Annotated in this window: 14 protein-coding genes; 13 read left to right on the forward strand and 1 reads right to left on the reverse strand. The window is 60.1% G+C overall.

Annotated features, from left to right (window positions below; all coding sequences use genetic code 11):
• Positions 1-77 precede the first annotated feature (77 nt).
• From FHX09_RS13505 to FHX09_RS30340, 12 genes are all read left to right on the forward strand, one after another.
• Entirely contained in the window at positions 78-986 is a 909-nt protein-coding gene (locus tag FHX09_RS13505) for a glutamine amidotransferase family protein (protein ID WP_132589738.1), read from the forward strand.
• A 32-nt stretch (positions 987-1,018) separates the two neighbouring features.
• Positions 1,019-1,705: a GXGXG domain-containing protein gene (locus tag FHX09_RS13510; RefSeq protein ID WP_132589736.1), complete on the forward strand. Its 687-nt coding sequence runs from the start codon at positions 1,019-1,021 to the stop codon at positions 1,703-1,705.
• A gap of 15 nt (positions 1,706-1,720) precedes the next feature.
• A complete protein-coding gene (locus tag FHX09_RS13515) occupies positions 1,721-3,049 on the forward strand; it encodes an FMN-binding glutamate synthase family protein (protein ID WP_007788172.1) in 1,329 nt (442 codons plus the stop codon).
• 79 nt (positions 3,050-3,128) lie between these two features.
• Positions 3,129-4,436: a type III glutamate--ammonia ligase gene (glnT, locus tag FHX09_RS13520; RefSeq protein WP_007788174.1), complete on the forward strand. Its 1,308-nt coding sequence runs from the start codon at positions 3,129-3,131 to the stop codon at positions 4,434-4,436.
• Between the two features lie 100 nt (positions 4,437-4,536).
• Positions 4,537-5,421, forward strand: coding sequence for a formyltetrahydrofolate deformylase (gene purU, locus FHX09_RS13525; RefSeq protein WP_184450171.1), 885 nt, complete (start codon positions 4,537-4,539; stop codon positions 5,419-5,421).
• 3 nt (positions 5,422-5,424) lie between these two features.
• Entirely contained in the window at positions 5,425-6,324 is a 900-nt protein-coding gene (gene folD / locus FHX09_RS13530; RefSeq protein WP_184450173.1) for a bifunctional methylenetetrahydrofolate dehydrogenase/methenyltetrahydrofolate cyclohydrolase FolD, read from the forward strand.
• Between the two features lie 111 nt (positions 6,325-6,435).
• A complete protein-coding gene (locus FHX09_RS13535; RefSeq protein WP_132589730.1) occupies positions 6,436-7,569 on the forward strand; it encodes an aminomethyltransferase family protein in 1,134 nt (377 codons plus the stop codon).
• Between the two features lie 10 nt (positions 7,570-7,579).
• The gene (locus FHX09_RS13540) at positions 7,580-8,185 is read left to right on the forward strand and encodes a dimethylamine monooxygenase subunit DmmA family protein (protein ID WP_184450174.1); all 606 of its coding nucleotides are present in this window, start codon (positions 7,580-7,582) and stop codon (positions 8,183-8,185) included.
• On the forward strand, positions 8,182-9,147 hold the full coding sequence (locus tag FHX09_RS13545) for a PDR/VanB family oxidoreductase (protein WP_184450176.1): 966 nt from the start codon (positions 8,182-8,184) through the stop codon (positions 9,145-9,147). The genes FHX09_RS13540 and FHX09_RS13545 overlap by 4 nt, the downstream gene beginning before the upstream one ends.
• Positions 9,148-9,174: 27 nt before the next feature.
• On the forward strand, positions 9,175-10,215 hold the full coding sequence (locus FHX09_RS13550) for a DUF3445 domain-containing protein (RefSeq protein ID WP_132589725.1): 1,041 nt from the start codon (positions 9,175-9,177) through the stop codon (positions 10,213-10,215).
• A gap of 68 nt (positions 10,216-10,283) precedes the next feature.
• Positions 10,284-11,621 carry an NAD(P)/FAD-dependent oxidoreductase gene (locus FHX09_RS13555; RefSeq protein WP_132589723.1) on the forward strand — a complete coding sequence of 446 codons (1,338 nt, stop codon included), beginning with the start codon at positions 10,284-10,286 and terminating at the stop codon, positions 11,619-11,621.
• 115 nt (positions 11,622-11,736) lie between these two features.
• The gene (locus FHX09_RS30340; protein WP_184450178.1) at positions 11,737-12,336 is read left to right on the forward strand and encodes a PAS domain-containing protein; all 600 of its coding nucleotides are present in this window, start codon (positions 11,737-11,739) and stop codon (positions 12,334-12,336) included.
• Positions 12,337-12,340: 4 nt separating this feature from the next.
• On the opposite strand, the gene FHX09_RS13565 is transcribed toward FHX09_RS30340, so the two are convergent.
• On the reverse strand, positions 12,341-14,710 hold the full coding sequence (locus tag FHX09_RS13565) for a DUF1989 domain-containing protein (RefSeq protein WP_184450180.1): 2,370 nt from the start codon (positions 14,708-14,710) through the stop codon (positions 12,341-12,343).
• A gap of 243 nt (positions 14,711-14,953) precedes the next feature.
• Here FHX09_RS13565 and FHX09_RS13570 point away from each other — a divergent pair, with 243 nt between their 5' ends.
• Positions 14,954-16,738, forward strand: a complete 1,785-nt coding sequence (locus FHX09_RS13570) for an APC family permease (RefSeq protein ID WP_184450181.1) — start codon at positions 14,954-14,956, stop codon at positions 16,736-16,738.
• Positions 16,739-16,750 lie beyond the last annotated feature (12 nt).

The following is a 16,750-nucleotide window of genomic DNA, read 5'->3' on the forward strand; positions in this document are numbered from 1 at the left end:
AAAAAATATTCTTTTGGGTTGAAATCCAAAAATAGACCTGATAGCCATTTTGCAGACGCGAAATGGAGGGTCTGATCATGTGCGGAATTGTGGGTCTCTTCCTGAAAGACAAAAGCCTCGAGCCGGAGCTCGGCTCGCTTCTTTCGTCAATGCTTGTCACGATGACTGATCGCGGGCCTGATAGCGCGGGCATCGCGATTTACGGCGGCGCCAATGGCAACAAGGCGAAGATCACGATCCAGTCGGCCAGCCCGGCAAAGGATTTCGACGGCCTCGAGCACGAGCTGAGGCGCGCGCTGGATACGTCGGTGTCGGTCGAGGTAAAGAGCACGCATGCCGTTATTGCGCTTGCGAAGGAAAAACTCGACGAGGGCCGGGCGGCGATCGCGACGCTACGGCCCGATGTCCGGGTGATGAGCAGCGGCGATGCCATCGAGATCTACAAGGAGACGGGCCTGCCGAAGGACGTCATCTCGCGTTTCGGTGTAGCCTCCATGTCCGGAACGCATGGCATCGGTCATACCCGCATGGCAACGGAATCGGCCGTGACCACGCTTGGCGCCCATCCGTTTTCAACTGGATCAGACCAATGCCTGGTCCATAACGGTTCGCTTTCCAATCACAATAATCTTCGCCGTGAACTCGTGCGCGAGGGCATGACCTTCGAAACACAGAACGATTCCGAAGTCGCCGCCGCCTATCTGACGGCCGAGATGGCCAAGGGCAAGGACCTCGGCGAGGCGTTGACCGGTGCGCTCAGCGATCTCGACGGTTTCTTCACCTTCGTCGTCGGCACGAAGTCCGGCTTTGGCGTCGTTCGTGATCCCATTGCCTGCAAGCCGGCCGTCATGGCCGAAACCGATCAATATGTCGCTTTCGGCTCCGAATATCGTGCGCTCGTAAACCTGCCGGGCATCGAGAATGCCTGCATCTGGGAACCGGAGCCGGCCACCGTCTATTTCTGGGATCACGAAAAGGCCGCCTAATCCAGCCTTGGCGCAATCGAGAGAGTTCTTTCATGCCAGTTTTCGATCTATCCGTTACCTCGCTGCGCGAATTTAACAGCATGCTTCACAGCCTTGCAGCCGGTGCCAACGATACCGCCTTCGAAGTCGTCAATCCGCGCGGCCATCATGCGGTCGCCGTCGGCATCGATGCTCCTGTCACCGTCGATATCAGAGGATCCGTCGGCTATTATTGCGCCGGCATGAACGATGGCGGCAACGTCACGGTGCATGGCTCCGCCGGCCCGGGTGTCGCGGAGAACATGATGTCCGGCACCGTCGTCATCGAAGGCGACGCGAGCCAATATGCCGGCGCGACCGGCCAGGGCGGTCTCCTTGTGATCAAGGGCAATGCCGCCTCGCGCTGCGGCATCTCCATGAAGGGCATTGATATCGTCGTTCATGGAAATATCGGCCACATGTCGGCCTTCATGGGGCAGTCGGGCCATCTGGTCGTGCTCGGTGAGGCCGGTGAGGCCCTTGGAGACAGCCTTTACGAAGCCAAGCTTTTCGTTCGTGGCTCGGTCAAGAGCCTCGGCTCGGACTGCATTGAAAAGGAGATGCGCCCGGAGCATCTCGAAAAGCTTTCCGAGCTTCTCCACAGGGCCGGCGTGAGAGGCGTCAGGCCGGAAGAGTTCAAGCGCTACGGATCGGCGCGCAAGCTCTATAATTTCAACATCGACAACGCCGATGCGTATTGAGGCGAGGCAGACACTATGAGCTATCACAATCCCTTTACGCCGCCGCGCAAGTCCGCCACATTCGACGACCATACGCTTGCTGAGATCCGTCGTGCGGCGGCAACCGGCATCTACGACATTCGCGGTGCCGGCACGAAGCGCAAGGTGCCGCATTTCGACGACCTTCTTTTCCTCGGTGCATCGATCTCGCGCTATCCGCTCGAGGGCTACCGCGAGAAGTGCGACACGTCGGTCGTTCTCGGCAGCCGCTTTGCCAAAAAGCCCATCATGCTCAAGACTCCGATTACCATTGCCGGCATGAGCTTCGGCGCGCTGTCGGGCAATGCCAAGGAAGCGCTCGGGCGCGGCGCCACGCTTGCGGGTACGTCTACCACGACGGGCGACGGCGGCATGACCGACGAGGAGCGCGGCCATTCGCAGACGCTCGTCTATCAGTATCTTCCTTCGCGCTACGGCATGAATCCGAGGGACTTGCGGCGTGCAGATGCGATCGAGGTGGTGGTCGGCCAGGGCGCGAAGCCCGGCGGCGGCGGCATGCTGCTCGGCCAGAAGATTTCCGATCGCGTCGCCAATATGCGCAATCTGCCGAAAGGCATCGACCAGCGCTCGGCCTGCCGGCATCCGGACTGGACCGGTCCGGACGATCTTGAGATCAAGATCATGGAACTGCGCGAAATCACCGATTGGGAAAAGCCCATTTATGTGAAGGTCGGTGGCGCGCGTCCCTATTACGATACGGCTTTGGCCGTGAAGGCCGGTGCCGATGTCGTCGTCCTCGACGGCATGCAGGGCGGTACGGCCGCGACCCAGGACGTCTTCATCGAGAATGTCGGCATGCCGACGCTCGCCTGCATCCGTCCCGCCGTGCAGGCGCTGCAGGATCTCGGCATGCACCGCAAGGTGCAATTGATCATATCCGGCGGCATTCGTTCCGGTGCGGATGTGGCAAAGGCGCTTGCGCTTGGCGCCGATGCGGTCGCGATCGGTACGGCAGCGCTGGTCGCGATCGGCGACAACGATCCGCGCTGGGAGGAAGAATATCAGAAGCTTGGCACCACCGCTGGCGCCTATGACGACTGGCACGAAGGCAAGGATCCGGCCGGCATCACGACCCAGGATCCGGAACTTGCCGCGCGGCTCGACCCGGTTGCGGCTGGCCGTCGTCTTGCCAACTATCTCAAGGTGATGACGCTGGAAGCGCAGACGATTGCGCGTGCCTGCGGCAAGAACCATCTGCATAATCTGGAGCCGGAGGATCTCTGCGCGCTGACCATGGAAGCTGCTGCCATGGCGCAGATCCCGCTTGCGGGCACCAACTGGTATCCGGGCAAGGGAGGCTACTGAATTTCACCGCCGGGCAGAAATGCCCGGCGGCATCCCGTCAAAAACGAAGTGTCTCTAAGAAATCCAAAGGGGAACGAGAATGACACTGGACCTTGCTGCTTTTGCGAAAGACAAGGGCATCAAATATTTCATGATCAGCTATACCGATCTGTTTTCCGGCCAGCGCGCCAAGCTTGTGCCGGCGCAGGCGATCGCGGGCATGCAGGAAGAGGGCGCGGGCTTTGCCGGTTTCGCCACCTGGCTCGACATGACGCCCGCCCATCCGGACCTCTTCGCAGTGCCGGACCCATCCTCCGTCATCCAGCTCCCATGGAAGAAGGATGTTGCCTGGGTCGCGGCCGATTTGCTGATGGATGGCGAGCTGGTCGCCCAGGCGCCGCGCAATGTTTTGAAGAAGCTGGTCAAGGAAGCCGGGGCCGAGGGCAAGCGGGTCAAGACCGGCGTCGAAGCCGAATTCTTCCTGATCACAGCTGACGGCGGGAAAATCTCGGATGAATACGATACCGCCGAGAAGCCCTGCTACGATCAGCAGGCCGTTATGCGCCGTTACGATGTCATTGCCGAGATCTGCGATTACATGCTGGAACTGGGGTGGAAACCCTACCAGAACGACCACGAGGACGCCAACGGCCAGTTCGAGATGAACTGGGAATATGACGACGCACTGCGCACGGCCGACAAGCATTCCTTCTTCAAGTTCATGGTCAAGTCGGTTGCTGAGAAGCATGGCTTGCGCGCCACCTTCATGCCGAAACCTTTCAAGGGCCTGACCGGCAATGGCTGCCATTGCCATATCTCGGTGTGGAGCAATGACGGCAGGACCAACATCTTCGCCGACAGGGAAGCGGAATTCGGCCTCTCGGCGGAGGGGAGGCACTTCCTTGGCGGCATCATGAAACATGCTTCGTCGCTTGCCGCCATCACCAATCCGACGGTCAACTCCTATAAGCGCATCAACGCGCCGCGTACGACGTCGGGCGCCACCTGGTCGCCGAACACGGTCACCTGGACCGGCAATAACCGCACCCATATGGTGCGCGTGCCAGGCCCCGGCCGCTTCGAGCTGCGCCTGCCGGATGGTGCGGTCAACCCGTACCTGCTCCAGGCGATCATCATTGCCGCCGGCCTTGACGGCATTCGCAACAAGGCTGATCCCGGCCCGCATCACGATATCGACATGTATGCCGAGGGCCATCTGGTGAAGGATGCGCCGCGCCTGCCGCTCAACCTGCTTGATGCATTGCGCGCCTATGATGCCGACGAGGGCCTGAAGGCAGCGATCGGGTCCGAATTCTCCGCCGCCTATCTCAAGCTCAAGCAGCAGGAATGGAATTCCTACTGCTCGCATTTCACGCAGTGGGAACGCGAGACTACGCTTGACGTCTGAGCCAGTGGCCCGACGATTGAAAATCGCGACGCAAAAGGCCGGAACCGGGAACCCGGCCAATGACAGTCTGCGCGCTTCAAATGGCAAGGGAAGAGACAGCATGATGAAATTCGTATTGACCGTATCGTGCCGCTCGACGCGTGGGATCGTTGCGGCGATCTCGAACTATCTGGCCAATCAGGGCTGCAACATCGTCGACAGTTCGCAGTTCGACGATCTCGATACCGGCAAGTTCTTCATGCGGGTGAGCTTCCTCTCCGAGGAAGGTGTGGGGCACGAGACACTGATCGACGGCTTCAAGGCGATCGCCGGCAAGTTCGAGATGGAGGCTGAGATCCACGATGCCCACAAGCGCATGAAGGTGCTTTTGATGGTGTCGCGTTTTGGCCATTGCCTCAACGACCTGCTGTATCGCTGGAAGATCGGTGCGCTGCCGATCGACATCGTCGGCGTGGTCTCCAATCATTTCGACTATCAGAAGGTGGTCGTCAATCACGACATTCCCTTCCACCACATCAAGGTGACGAAGGACAACAAGCCGCAGGCCGAAGCGCAACTGCTGGAGCTCGTCGAGCAGACCGGCACCGAACTGATCGTGCTCGCCCGCTATATGCAGGTGCTGTCGGACGCGCTCTGCAAGAAGATGTCGGGCCGGATCATCAACATCCACCATTCCTTCCTGCCGAGCTTCAAGGGGGCCAACCCCTACAAGCAGGCCTATGAGCGTGGTGTGAAGCTGATTGGCGCCACGGCGCATTATGTAACCGCCGACCTCGATGAAGGCCCGATCATCGAGCAGGATACGGCGCGCATCACCCACGCCCAAAGCGCCGACGATTACGTATCCATCGGCCGCGACGTCGAGAGCCAGGTGCTGGCGCGTGCCATCCATGCGCATATCCACTACCGCACCTTCCTCAACGGCAACCGCACCATCGTCTTCCCAGCCAGCCCGGGAAGCTATGCTTCTGAGCGCATGGGGTGAGCGATGGGCAAGGTCATCGACGGCAAGCAGGTGGCGGCTTCGGTCATTGATGCGGTAAAGACGGCAACGTCGGCGCTGGAAAAGGAGACGGGTGTGAAGACGGGCCTTGCCGTCGTCATCGTCGGCGACGATCCGGCCAGCCACACCTATGTGAATTCCAAGAGCAAGATGGCCAAGGAGTGCGGCTTCACCTCGATCCAGCACACGTTGCCGGCGGAGACGACGCAAGGCGAGCTTGCTGGCCTCGTGCGGTCGCTGAACGAAGACCCGTCCATTCATGGCATCCTGGTGCAGCTGCCGCTGCCGAAGGATCTGGATGCCGATGCGGTCATCCAGTCGATCCGGCCGGAGAAGGACGTCGATGGTCTGCATGTGGTCAATGCCGGCAAGCTTGCGACCGGCGATCTCACAACCGGCCTGATCTCCTGCACGCCGGCCGGCGCCATGCTTCTCGTGCGCTCCATCAATGGCGAGGACCTGTCGGGGCTGAATGCCGTCGTCATCGGCCGCTCCAACCTGTTCGGCAAGCCGATGGCGCAATTGCTGCTCCACGCCAATGCGACGGTGGCCATGGCGCATTCGCGCACGAAGGATCTGGCGACTGTGGCACGCGGCGCCGATATCCTGGTGGCTGCGGTCGGACGGCCGGAGATGGTCAAGGCCGACTGGATCAAACCGGGAGCGACGGTCATCGATGTCGGTATCAACCGCATTGCCGCACCCGAGCGGGGCGAGGGCAAGAGCCGGCTGGTGGGCGATGTCGCCTATGTGGAAGCCTCGGATGTCGCCGCTGCGATCACGCCGGTGCCGGGCGGTGTCGGACCGATGACGATTGCCATGCTGATGGCCAATACCGTCGTTGCCGCCCATCGCGCCGCGGGAAGGCAGCCGCCGAGGTTTTGAGGGAAAATCCGTCTAAACGACGACAAAAACCATTCGGGTCGACTTGCCAAGACACGAAAGCCGATTATAGTCAGGAAATAAATATTCCATAGAAGAAAATGAGGGAACGAAATGACGTTATCTTGGCGTTTTTCCGCCTTGGCGGACCGACATCGCGCTCTGGGCTCGAAGCTTGAGGACTGGAGCGGAATGGGCACCGCCTGGACCTACGATAAGGACATGTCCGAAGAGCATGTCGCGGTCCGGACAAAAGCCGGCATCATGGACGTTTCGGGGCTGAAAAAGGTTCATCTCGTCGGCCCGCATGCCATCGCCGTCCTCGACTACATAACCACCCGCGACATGACGAAGATCTATCCCGGCCGCTCGGTCTATGCCGCGATGTTGAATGACCGCGGCCATTTCACAGACGATTGCATTGTCTATCGCACTGGCCCGAATTCCTGGATGCTGGTGCATGGCTCGGGCTCCGGCCACGAAGAGATCGTCAAGCAGGCGGCAGGTCGCAATTGCGCCGTGCTTTTCGACGACGACCTGCACGATCTTTCGCTGCAGGGGCCGGTCGCGGTCGATTATCTCGCCAAATATGTACCTGGCATTCGCGATCTCAAATATTTCCACCATATGCAGACCACGCTCTTTGGCGCGCCTGTGATGATCTCGCGCACCGGCTATACCGGCGAGCGCGGTTATGAAATCTTCGTGCGCGGTCAGGATGCCGTCATGGTCTGGGACCGGATCGTCGCCGAAGGCGAAGATATGGGAATTATTCCTTGCTGCTTCAGCGTCCTCGACATGCTGCGCGTCGAAAGTTATCTGCTCTTTTATCCCTACGACAATTCTCAGATGTATCCCTTTGCCGATCAGCCGCCCGGCGACAGTCTTTGGGAACTCGGCCTCGACTTCACGGTCAGCCCCGGCAAGACCGGCTTCCGCGGCGCTGAGGAACATGCGCGCCTGAAAGGGAAGGAACGCTTCAAGATTTTCGGCATGCTGATCGATGCCGACGGCCCCGCCGACCTCGGGGACGAGGTCTTTGCCGACGGAAAGAAGGTCGGTGTCATCACCTGCACGAGCTATTCCACGCTGACCAGGAAATCCATGGCAATCGCCCGTCTCGACGTCGATAAGGCCGTGCAGGGCACAAAGCTCGAGGTTCGTGGCAAGAACGTCAAAGCCGGTGCAATTGCGCACACGCTGCCATTCGACGATCCGGAAAAAAAGAAGCGGACCGCGATCGGTTAGGGAGCGCGCCATGCTTGTTGAAGGCATTAAGAGCCGACCCGTCTACAGGGGCCTGATCATCCAGCCAACGGCACGCAAGCATATTTTCGCTCTGGAAGGCGAGGGCGCGCTGGCTCTTATCGAGCAGCAGGCTGCGCTTGACGAAACGGGACTTGCTCGCAGCGAAGTCCTCTATGTTGCGCGCGGCTCGCAGGGCAAGGGCCATGATGAGCTCCTGCGCAGGCTCGGCGTCGATATGTTCTTCGCAGCGCCGACGATTGCGACGCTGCTCTTTCGCCTCAAAGGTTCGCTCGCCACCGCCCGTATGGGCACGCGACTTTATATTGCCGGCACCGAAGGCTTTATCGGCCAGGCAATGATGGTGGCGCTTGATTACGGCATGGACCATGCCTCGATCATGACGGAGCATCGTGGCTCGCTGGCGCGTCGCGTGCAGTGCGTCCACTGCAAGGGCATTAGCGAGGATGTCACCCACAGCCCCTTTGCCTGCGGTCACTGCGGGCTTCCGCTCTTGGTGCGCGACCATTATTCGCGCCGGCTCGGAGCCTTTCAGGGGGTCAACATCGATGCGGAAGAGCCGGGCAGCGCCCCTGATCCGGAGGAGTTGTTCCTATGAGCGGTGGTACTGAAATTCCCGTCCGTGTGACGAAGGTGACGCCGATCGCGCATCGGATCAAACGCTTCCGCTTCGAACGCCCCGATGGCAAGCCGATGCCTTATTTCTCCGGCGGTGCGCACGTGATCGTCTCGATGAACGACGAGGGGCATATCAGACGCAACGCTTATTCGTTGATGTCGCCGCCGCATGATTGCTCGGGCTATGAGGTCAGCGTGCTGCATGTCGAGGATTCGCGCGGCGGCTCCAGCTTCATGCATGAGAAGGTCAGCGAAGGCCACGAGCTCGGGGTGAGCTATCCAGTCAACCTCTTCCAGCCGGATTGGCGTGGCCGCAAGCATCTGCTGATTGCCGGCGGCATTGGCATTACGCCCTTCATCGCCATGATGGAGCAGTTTTCCCGCGAGGGTGCCAATTTCGAGCTGCATTATGCGGTGCGTTCGCTCGATCGCGGAGCCTATTGCCAGGACCTCGTCGCGCGCTATGGCGCGCAGCGGGTGAAGATCTATTGCGACGCCGATCGCAATTTTATTCCCGTTGCCCGCCTGCTCGAGAGCCAGCCGCTCGGTACGCATCTCTATGTCTGCGGCCCGGCCGGCATGATCGATGGCGTGCTAAGGACGGGTCTGGAGGCCGGCTGGCCAGAGCAGAACCTGCATTCTGAACGTTTCCTCTCCTCAAGACCCGGCAAGCCGTTCTCGATCAAACTGACGCGCTCCGGCAAGACGGTGCATGTCGGCCATCACGAGAGCATGCTGGACGCCATCGAGGCGGCGGGTGTCGACGCGCCCTTCCTCTGTCGCGGCGGAGCCTGCGGACAGTGCGAGACGGTGGTTGCCGCCTGCGAGGGCAAGCTTTTGCACCACGACGTCTATCTGACCGATGAAGAAAAGGCTTCCGGCCGCAAGGTGATGATCTGTGTCTCCCGCTTCGAGGGAAACACGCTGCATCTCGACCTCTAGGCATCGGGCCGAACCAGGAGAACGGACATGGCAATCGCCTTCAAGCAGGAAACCTTCCGGGACGATTTCAGCTACCGGAACAGTCCGGAAAACATCCGGCGCTTTCCGTTCCCCTTCGATCGCGACGAGTACATGTATTCCGTCAACATGGAACCGCATGTGAAGGGGCAGGCGGGCACCGTCTACGAAAGCCTGATCGATGTCGATGAGCATTATGTCGCCGAGATGCACGATCGGGCGCTGGTGCTGAAGGAAGATCCGCTGCGCTATCAGGCGCTGCCGCATATGATGACGGCGCAATGGGATACGCTGGAGCTGCTGATGGAAGAGCAGGCCGCCGGTTACCCCGAGCATTTCACGCTGATCAAGAACGGCGACCAGTGGCGCTGGATCAACCGGCCGCTCGGCATCGACGATAGCTTCACCTTCGGCGATGCTTCAACGCTGCCCTACGAGCCCTTCGAATACATAACCCGCCAGGCCCAGGGTGACTTCTGCATCGTCGACCAGCGCGACGGCAACCTGTGGATGGATGCCGGCATGGTGACGACGCAGGCCGACTGGTCGCTTGATTTCGACATCGGCATGAATTTCATGGAATGGCACGGGCCGGTGCCGCTTGCCCATCAGATCGGCGTCTTCGACCGCGCGCTGAAGTTCCTCCTGAACCTACAGCAGGGCAAGCCGACGCGGCGCTTCAACTGGACGATGACCATCAATCCCCGCCTCGATACCAGTCCTGAGAACTATCCCAAATGGGGTCCTGACCGCACGACCGTGACGCCAGCGAATGTCGGCGAGAAGGTGCATCTGCGCGTCGAGTTGCAGAGTCTTTGGCGTCTGCCGCGTTCGAACGCCATTCTCTTCGTCATCCGCTGCTATCTGATGAACATGAACGAGCTCGTGACCGTGCCGAAGTGGGCGCGCCGCTTTCCGCGCGTGCTACGCACCCTGCCGCCGGAACTCATCGACTACAAGGGCCTGACGCGCTACCGCCAGACGACGATCGACTGGCTTTCGACATATGACGACGGGGCTCCCACAAGCCCCGGCATCTTCCCGGATTGATCCCGGCCGCCGCGCCAAATGACTGCATGCGATAAGAACTTCGATAGAATCGAGAAGGGGAATGCTTCATGACAAGAGTTGCCGTTATCGGTGCCGGACCATCGGGGCTCGCTCAATTGCGGGCCTTCCAATCGGCTGCCAAGAAGGGTGCCGACATTCCGCAAGTCGTGTGCTTCGAAAAGCAGTCGGACTGGGGAGGGCTTTGGAATTATACTTGGCGCACCGGCCTCGACGAATATGGTGAGCCGGTTCACGGCAGCATGTATCGTTACCTCTGGTCGAACGGCCCGAAGGAATGCCTGGAATTTGCCGATTATTCGTTCGAGGAACATTTCGGCAAGCCGATCGCCTCCTATCCGCCGCGCGCCGTGCTGTGGGACTATATCAAGGGCCGCGTCGAGAAGGCGGATGTGCGCAAATGGGTCCGCTTCAGCACGCCGGTACGCATGGTGCGTTTCGACGAGGAAACGAAGAAATTCACGGTAACAGCGCACGACCGCGTCGAAGACCGCATGTATGACGAGGAATTCGACTATGTCGTCGTCGCCACCGGGCACTTCTCGACGCCGAACGTTCCCTATTTCGAGGGTGTGAAGACCTTCAACGGCCGTGTGCTGCATGCCCATGACTTCCGCGATGCGCTGGAATTCAAGGGCAAGGACATCCTCATCGTCGGCCGCAGCTATTCGGCCGAAGACATTGGCTCGCAATGCTGGAAATACGGCGCCAAATCGGTGACCACGAGCTACCGCTCGAAGCCGATGGGCTTCAAATGGCCGGAGAATTTCGAGGAACGGCCGCTACTGACCAAGCTCGAAAACAAGACCGCTTATTTCCTCGATGGTTCGAGCAAGCAGGTCGATGCGTTGATCCTGTGCACCGGATACCAGCACCATTTTCCTTTCCTGCCGGACGAGTTGCGCCTGAAGACCGCCAACCGGCTGTGGGCCGACGGTCTCTACAAAGGCGTGATCTTCGACAAGAATCCGCAGCTCTTCTATATCGGCATGCAGGACCAGTTTTACACCTTCAACATGTTCGACGTGCAGGCCTGGTGGGCGCGCGATGTCATGATGGGCCGCATCGAGCTGCCGCCGGAAGAGGAACTGAAGGCGAATTTCGATATGTGGCGTGCCCGCGAGGAGACGCTGGAAGATGCCGAGCAGATGATCTGGTATCAGGGCGACTATGTGAAGGAGTTGCTTGCCGAGACCGACTATCCGAGCTTTGACATCGAAGGCACGAACAAGACCTTCATGGAGTGGGAGCACCACAAGGCGGAAAACATCATGGGTTTCCGCGACCATGCCTATCGCTCACTGATGACCGGCAATCTGTCGCCGAAGCATCACACGCCCTGGGTCGAAGCGCTCGACGACTCGATGGAGGAATATCTGCGTAACTGAGGATCTCGTAAGACTTCATAACCGGAAAGGGCCGTTCGTCGCGGCCCTTTCCGGTGTGTTTGAAACAAGACAAAGCACCTTGATCTGCAACTCTTTTTCTTCGGGCATGGTCTTCATGGATTTCCAAACGAGCGTTCTCGGCCGCATGAGCGGCTTTCTCTATCGTTGCCGCGCCGATGAGAACTATACGATGCTGGAAATGACCGATGGCATCGAGCGCGTCTTCGGCTATCGCACCGACGAGATCATCGGCAACCGCACGCGGACCTTCACCTCCATCATGTGCGAGGAGGACGTGCCGATCATGGACGAGGTTGTCGGCAAGGCGTTGGAGAGCCGCAGCGACTGGACGATGGAATATCGGATACGCCACAGTGACGGTCATTTCATCTGGGTCACGGAGACTGGCGGCGGCGTATGGGATGAAGCGGGCGCGCTGCTCTATCTCGAAGGCAGCATCATCAATATCGAATCGCTCTATCGGCGTATCGACGAACAGACCGCGGATATGCGGGTCACCGCCTCCAAGACCGGCGAAATTCTGCAGTCTCTGCGCTACCTGAAATTGCTTGCGGTCAATGCCGGCATAGAGGCGGCAAGAGCCGGAACGGCTGGGTCCGGCTTTGCCGTGCTGGCGGCGGAGATGCGCTCTCTCGCCAACTCTTCGGAGGAGGCCGCACGGGCGATCTCGAATGCGCAGCGCAAAACGGAGTAGCCGATTAGGACCGCGGCCGCGTCTTTTGCGGATCGTAGTGTGAGAGGGGCACGATGACGGCCGGCAAGCGTTTCTGCTGGCCGTCGAGCTTGCCAATCTCAACCGCGGTGCCGACGCCTGCATGAGTCACGTCGATGCGGGCAAGCGCGATCGTCTTGGCGAGGATCGGCGAGCGTGTGGCGCTGGTGACGACGCCGACCTGTGCTCGGCCGATATGAACACAATCGCCATGGCCGACCGCTTCATTGGCCTGGACATCTAGCCCGACCAGAAGGTGGCGTGGGTTCTCCTTGCGGCGGATAAGTGCGTCGCGGCCGATGAAATCATCCTGCTTGGATTTCAGCGGCACGGTGAAGCCGATGCCGGCCTCGAAGGGATCCGTCTGGTCGGTGAATTCGTGATGGGCGAAGATCAGTCCCGCCTCGATGCGAACCATGTCGAGGGCTTCGAGACCCATGGGCTTCAGACCGTGCGGTTGCCCCGCCTGCCAGACGGCATCGAAGACGGTCAAAGCATCCTTGGGATGGCAGAAAATCTCGTAGCCGAGCTCACCGGTGTAACCCGTGCGCGAGACGACGACGGGAGCGCCCTCGAAGTCGCCGATGCGGCCAACGGCGAAGCGGAACCATTCCAGTTCGCCGATCGTCGGCTGGCGCGGCGCCGTCCAGATGATCTCCTTCAGGATGTCGCGGCTCTTAGGTCCCTGCACGGCGATATTGTGCATCTGGTCGGTCGATGAGCGTACCCAGGCCTTGAAGCCCTTCTTCTCAGCCTGCTCGCGCAGCCAGATGCCGCTGTAGTCGTCGCCGCCGATCCAGCGGAAATTCTTGTCGCCGAGCCGGAAGAGCGTGCCGTCGTCGATCATGCCGCCGTTTTCATAGCACATGGCTGAATAGACGACCTGGCCGGTCGATAGCTTGCGGACATCGCGTGTCAGGCAATATTGCAGCAGCTCTTCGGCATCCGGCCCCGTCACCTCGAACTTGCGAAGTGGCGAGAGATCGATGACGGCAGCATGTTCACGGCAGGCCCAATATTCCTCGACCGGGCCTTCGGCGGCAAAGCGGTTCGGCAGCCAGTAGCCGCGATATTCGGTGTAATCCCGCGTCAGTGCGCAGAGGCGAGGGTGGAACGCGGTTTCGCGCGTCAGTTCGGCGTCGGCGTCAGGGGTCATGCGATAGGCTACCGCTCGTGAGAATTTCTCTTTTCCGGAAAAGGTGCGGACGTGAATATCCGTCGGATCCCAGCCATTCGCCGCGTCGATATCGTCGGGGCAGGAGGAGGAGACGCAGACGAGATCGGTCAGCGCCCGCATCAGTACATAGTCGCCCGGCCGCGACCACGGTTCGTCGAGATAGAGCTGATTATTGTGGGAGATATTGGTGTTGTAGAAGTAGTTGAGCGCTTCCCAGCCCTTGCGGCCGGCAATGCCATAGGGCGCCAGCGCCGCGTTGAAGTTGTCGGTGCAATTGACGTGGCCAGGATAGCCCATATCGTCATAATAACGGGAATTGCAGGCGGTCGCGAAGGCGTCGTGACGCCCGACCGTATCCTGCACGATCTCCACCAGCGGTTCGAAGTCGCGATCGAAGGCTTTCGAGGGCAGGCCGGGCGCGGGATAGCTGCGGCCGAGCAGAGTGCGGGTGATGGTGGCATCGAGCGCGAGATCCAACCCCTTGTCCACCTTGCGGGCAGCAAAGGCCTGGAAGTCGGTGCACTGCCGGCCGTAGACGTCGATGATCTGGATGAATTCGCCGGCGCGCACGAAGTAGGCGGACGCCGTGGCCGCCCTGATACGGATATCCTCGATTGGGTCTGCCAGCGGTTCCGGCAGGGCGGAGGCATAGTCGCGGATGAATTGGCTGCGCCGAATTCTAATCTCGATCGGCGTCGTGGTGTCCTGTGCCTCCGGTGACATGGCATCGCCCGGTGCCGTGACGATCAACAGGCCTGTCAGCGCAATCGTGAACTCGGCCGTGCTGCCGGCAGGCGATGCCGTTCCAAGGATACGAAGAGCCCCGGCTTTCGAGAGATCGGCGCCACGGCGTTGCAATGCTGCGCGGGTTCTTGCCGCGCTCTCGTCGCCGGAAGAGAGGATGGATTTCAGCCCTTCCGCAGCATGGGTGAAGGCCGTTCCCAAGCCGGCGGCCTGGAACTTGCCCGTCGTATCGAGGAAGGACAGTTCGCAGGCCTGTCCGCCCTCGCTGTCGGTCACCGTGATATGATCACCGGGCTCGACGCGCATAACGAGCGATCCGCCACCCTTGCAGCGGTAGCGTTCTGTATTCGGCGGCAATGTCGTGATGCCCGGATAGCGGATCATGCTCGCCGAAGGGGGCCGCACTCCGGCGATCGTCGGATGGAGATCTCGCATGCAATCCTCTCGGCGGAACGATGTGCCTCCCGGCACTCGGATCATGCTGACAAAACGCCTCCCGAAAGTAAAGGGATGTTGACTAAAAAGAAAATATATTTACTTTCTATAAAGGGCCTAGACTGGAAATCCGCGTGCAGACGCGGCTCACGAAAACCTCCAGCAAGCCCGAAATGCCATGGGAGGCACGTTCAAGGAGACGTACGAAAGTTACGTTCGGAACAAAAACGGGGAACTTCATCGATGACTGATATTGTGGACGCCGGCGTTTCCGCTGGCACCGAAGGTAAGCTTATACGCGCGCTCGACTGGAAGGGCGCGTTCTGGGTTGCTGCGGGCGTGCCGCCGCTCGTTCTTTTCTCCATCGGCGGTATCGCCGGAACAACGGGCAAGCTCGCCTTCGCCGTGTGGATCATCTCGATGATCATGGGATTTCTGCAATCTTTCACCTACGCGGAAATTGCTGGCATGTTTGCCAACAAGTCCGGCGGCGCCTCCGTCTACGGTGCGACTGCCTGGTTGCGCTATTCGAAGTTCATCGCGCCACTCTCGGTCTGGTGCAATTGGTTTGCCTGGTCGCCGGTGCTGTCACTGGGTTGTGCCATCGCAGCCGGCTATATTCTCAATGCCTTTTTCCCGATCCCGGCGGCGGACTCGCAGGCCGTCATCACCTGGATCAGCGCGCATGCCACGTCTATAGCGGCCGATAGCCCGCGCGTTGCTGAATATATTGCAGCTCACGCCGGCACGTCGCCACAGGATGCTGTAAGCACGTTGCTCAGCGCCGATGGCGTTGCCGCGCTGACGCCAGCCATCCGCAACTGGTCTCTCGTCAGCTTCAACATTCCATTCCTCGCGACCGCCAACATCAACGCCACCTTCTTCATTGGTGGGATCCTGATGCTGATCATCTTCGCGATCCAGCATCGCGGCATTTCTGAGACGGCAAGCGTGCAGAAGTGGCTCGCGATCATCGTTCTCGTGCCGTTGCTGATCATCGGTGTCTATCCGATCGTCAGCGGCCAGATCATTGCCTCCAACGTCACCGGCCTCGTGCCGCCGACAGCCGCCTATGCCGGTACCGACGGTACCTGGAGCAATGGTGGCTGGACGCTCTTCCTCGGCGGCCTCTATATCGCTGCCTGGTCGACCTATGGTTTTGAGACCGCCGTCTGCTATACGCGCGAGCTCAAGAATCCGAAGACCGACACGTTCAAGGCGATTTTCTATTCCGGTCTTGCCTGCTGCCTGTTCTTCTTCCTCGTGCCCTTCGCCTTCCAGGGCGTGCTCGGCCATGCCGGCATGTTGGCGCCGGGCATCGTAGATGGCACCGGTGTAGGCGAAGCGCTCGGTGGCCTGATCGGCGCCGGCAGGATCGTCACGCAGCTGCTCGTCATCCTGATGATCCTGGCGCTGTTCCTCGCGATCATGACCGCGATGGCCGGTTCCTCACGCACGCTCTATCAGGGCTCGAAGGACGGCTGGCTGCCGAAATATCTCGACCATGTGAACGAGAATGGCGCACCGACCAGGGCAATGTGGACGGACTTCGCCTTTAACCTCGCCCTTCTCGCCATTGCATCTGACACCAGCGGCTATTTCTTCGTGCTCGCCGTCTCCAACGTCGGCTACATCATCTTCAACTTCCTCAATCTCAATTCCGGCTGGATCCACCGCATCGACTCCGGCCATATCGGGCGTCCGTGGAAGGCGCCGACCTGGCTCATCGGCCTCAACACCGTTCTCGCTTTCGTCAATGCGCTCTTCCTCGGTGCCGGTGCCAAGGTCTGGGGTTACGCAAACGCGCTCTGGATCGGCTTCGCTTTCGCCGCGTTGATCCTGCCGGTTTTCGCCTACAGGCACTATGTGCGCGACGGCGGCAAGTTCCCTGCTGGGGCGATGGAGGATCTGGGCCTGGTCGGATTGGATCTAGGTGTGAAGAAGGCAGGTATTCTGCCATATCTGGCGCTTGCCGGCGGCCTCGCAATCGTGCTGATCGCCAATTGGTTTTTCCAACTGCCAGGATAGCGCAAGGCGAGG

This window comes from Rhizobium sp. BK538 (assembly GCF_014197575.1).
GTDB lineage: Bacteria > Pseudomonadota > Alphaproteobacteria > Rhizobiales > Rhizobiaceae > Rhizobium.

Bases quoted from the DNA above. Each gene is read 5' to 3' on its own strand.
- FHX09_RS13545 (WP_184450176.1), top strand. From the start codon at position 8,182: ATGAGCGGTGGTACTGAAATTCCCGTCCGTGTGACGAAGGTGACGCCG.
- folD (WP_184450173.1), top strand. From the start codon at position 5,425: ATGGGCAAGGTCATCGACGGCAAGCAGGTGGCGGCTTCGGTCATTGAT.
- FHX09_RS13570 (WP_184450181.1), top strand. From the start codon at position 14,954: ATGACTGATATTGTGGACGCCGGCGTTTCCGCTGGCACCGAAGGTAAG.
- FHX09_RS13540 (WP_184450174.1), top strand. From the start codon at position 7,580: ATGCTTGTTGAAGGCATTAAGAGCCGACCCGTCTACAGGGGCCTGATC.
- FHX09_RS13535 (WP_132589730.1), top strand. From the start codon at position 6,436: ATGACGTTATCTTGGCGTTTTTCCGCCTTGGCGGACCGACATCGCGCT.
- FHX09_RS30340 (WP_184450178.1), top strand. From the start codon at position 11,737: ATGGATTTCCAAACGAGCGTTCTCGGCCGCATGAGCGGCTTTCTCTAT.
- FHX09_RS13510 (WP_132589736.1), top strand. From the start codon at position 1,019: ATGCCAGTTTTCGATCTATCCGTTACCTCGCTGCGCGAATTTAACAGC.
- FHX09_RS13565 (WP_184450180.1), bottom strand. From the start codon at position 14,710: ATGCGAGATCTCCATCCGACGATCGCCGGAGTGCGGCCCCCTTCGGCG.
- FHX09_RS13505 (WP_132589738.1), top strand. From the start codon at position 78: ATGTGCGGAATTGTGGGTCTCTTCCTGAAAGACAAAAGCCTCGAGCCG.
- FHX09_RS13515 (WP_007788172.1), top strand. From the start codon at position 1,721: ATGAGCTATCACAATCCCTTTACGCCGCCGCGCAAGTCCGCCACATTC.
- purU (WP_184450171.1), top strand. From the start codon at position 4,537: ATGATGAAATTCGTATTGACCGTATCGTGCCGCTCGACGCGTGGGATC.
- glnT (WP_007788174.1), top strand. From the start codon at position 3,129: ATGACACTGGACCTTGCTGCTTTTGCGAAAGACAAGGGCATCAAATAT.
- FHX09_RS13555 (WP_132589723.1), top strand. From the start codon at position 10,284: ATGACAAGAGTTGCCGTTATCGGTGCCGGACCATCGGGGCTCGCTCAA.
- FHX09_RS13550 (WP_132589725.1), top strand. From the start codon at position 9,175: ATGGCAATCGCCTTCAAGCAGGAAACCTTCCGGGACGATTTCAGCTAC.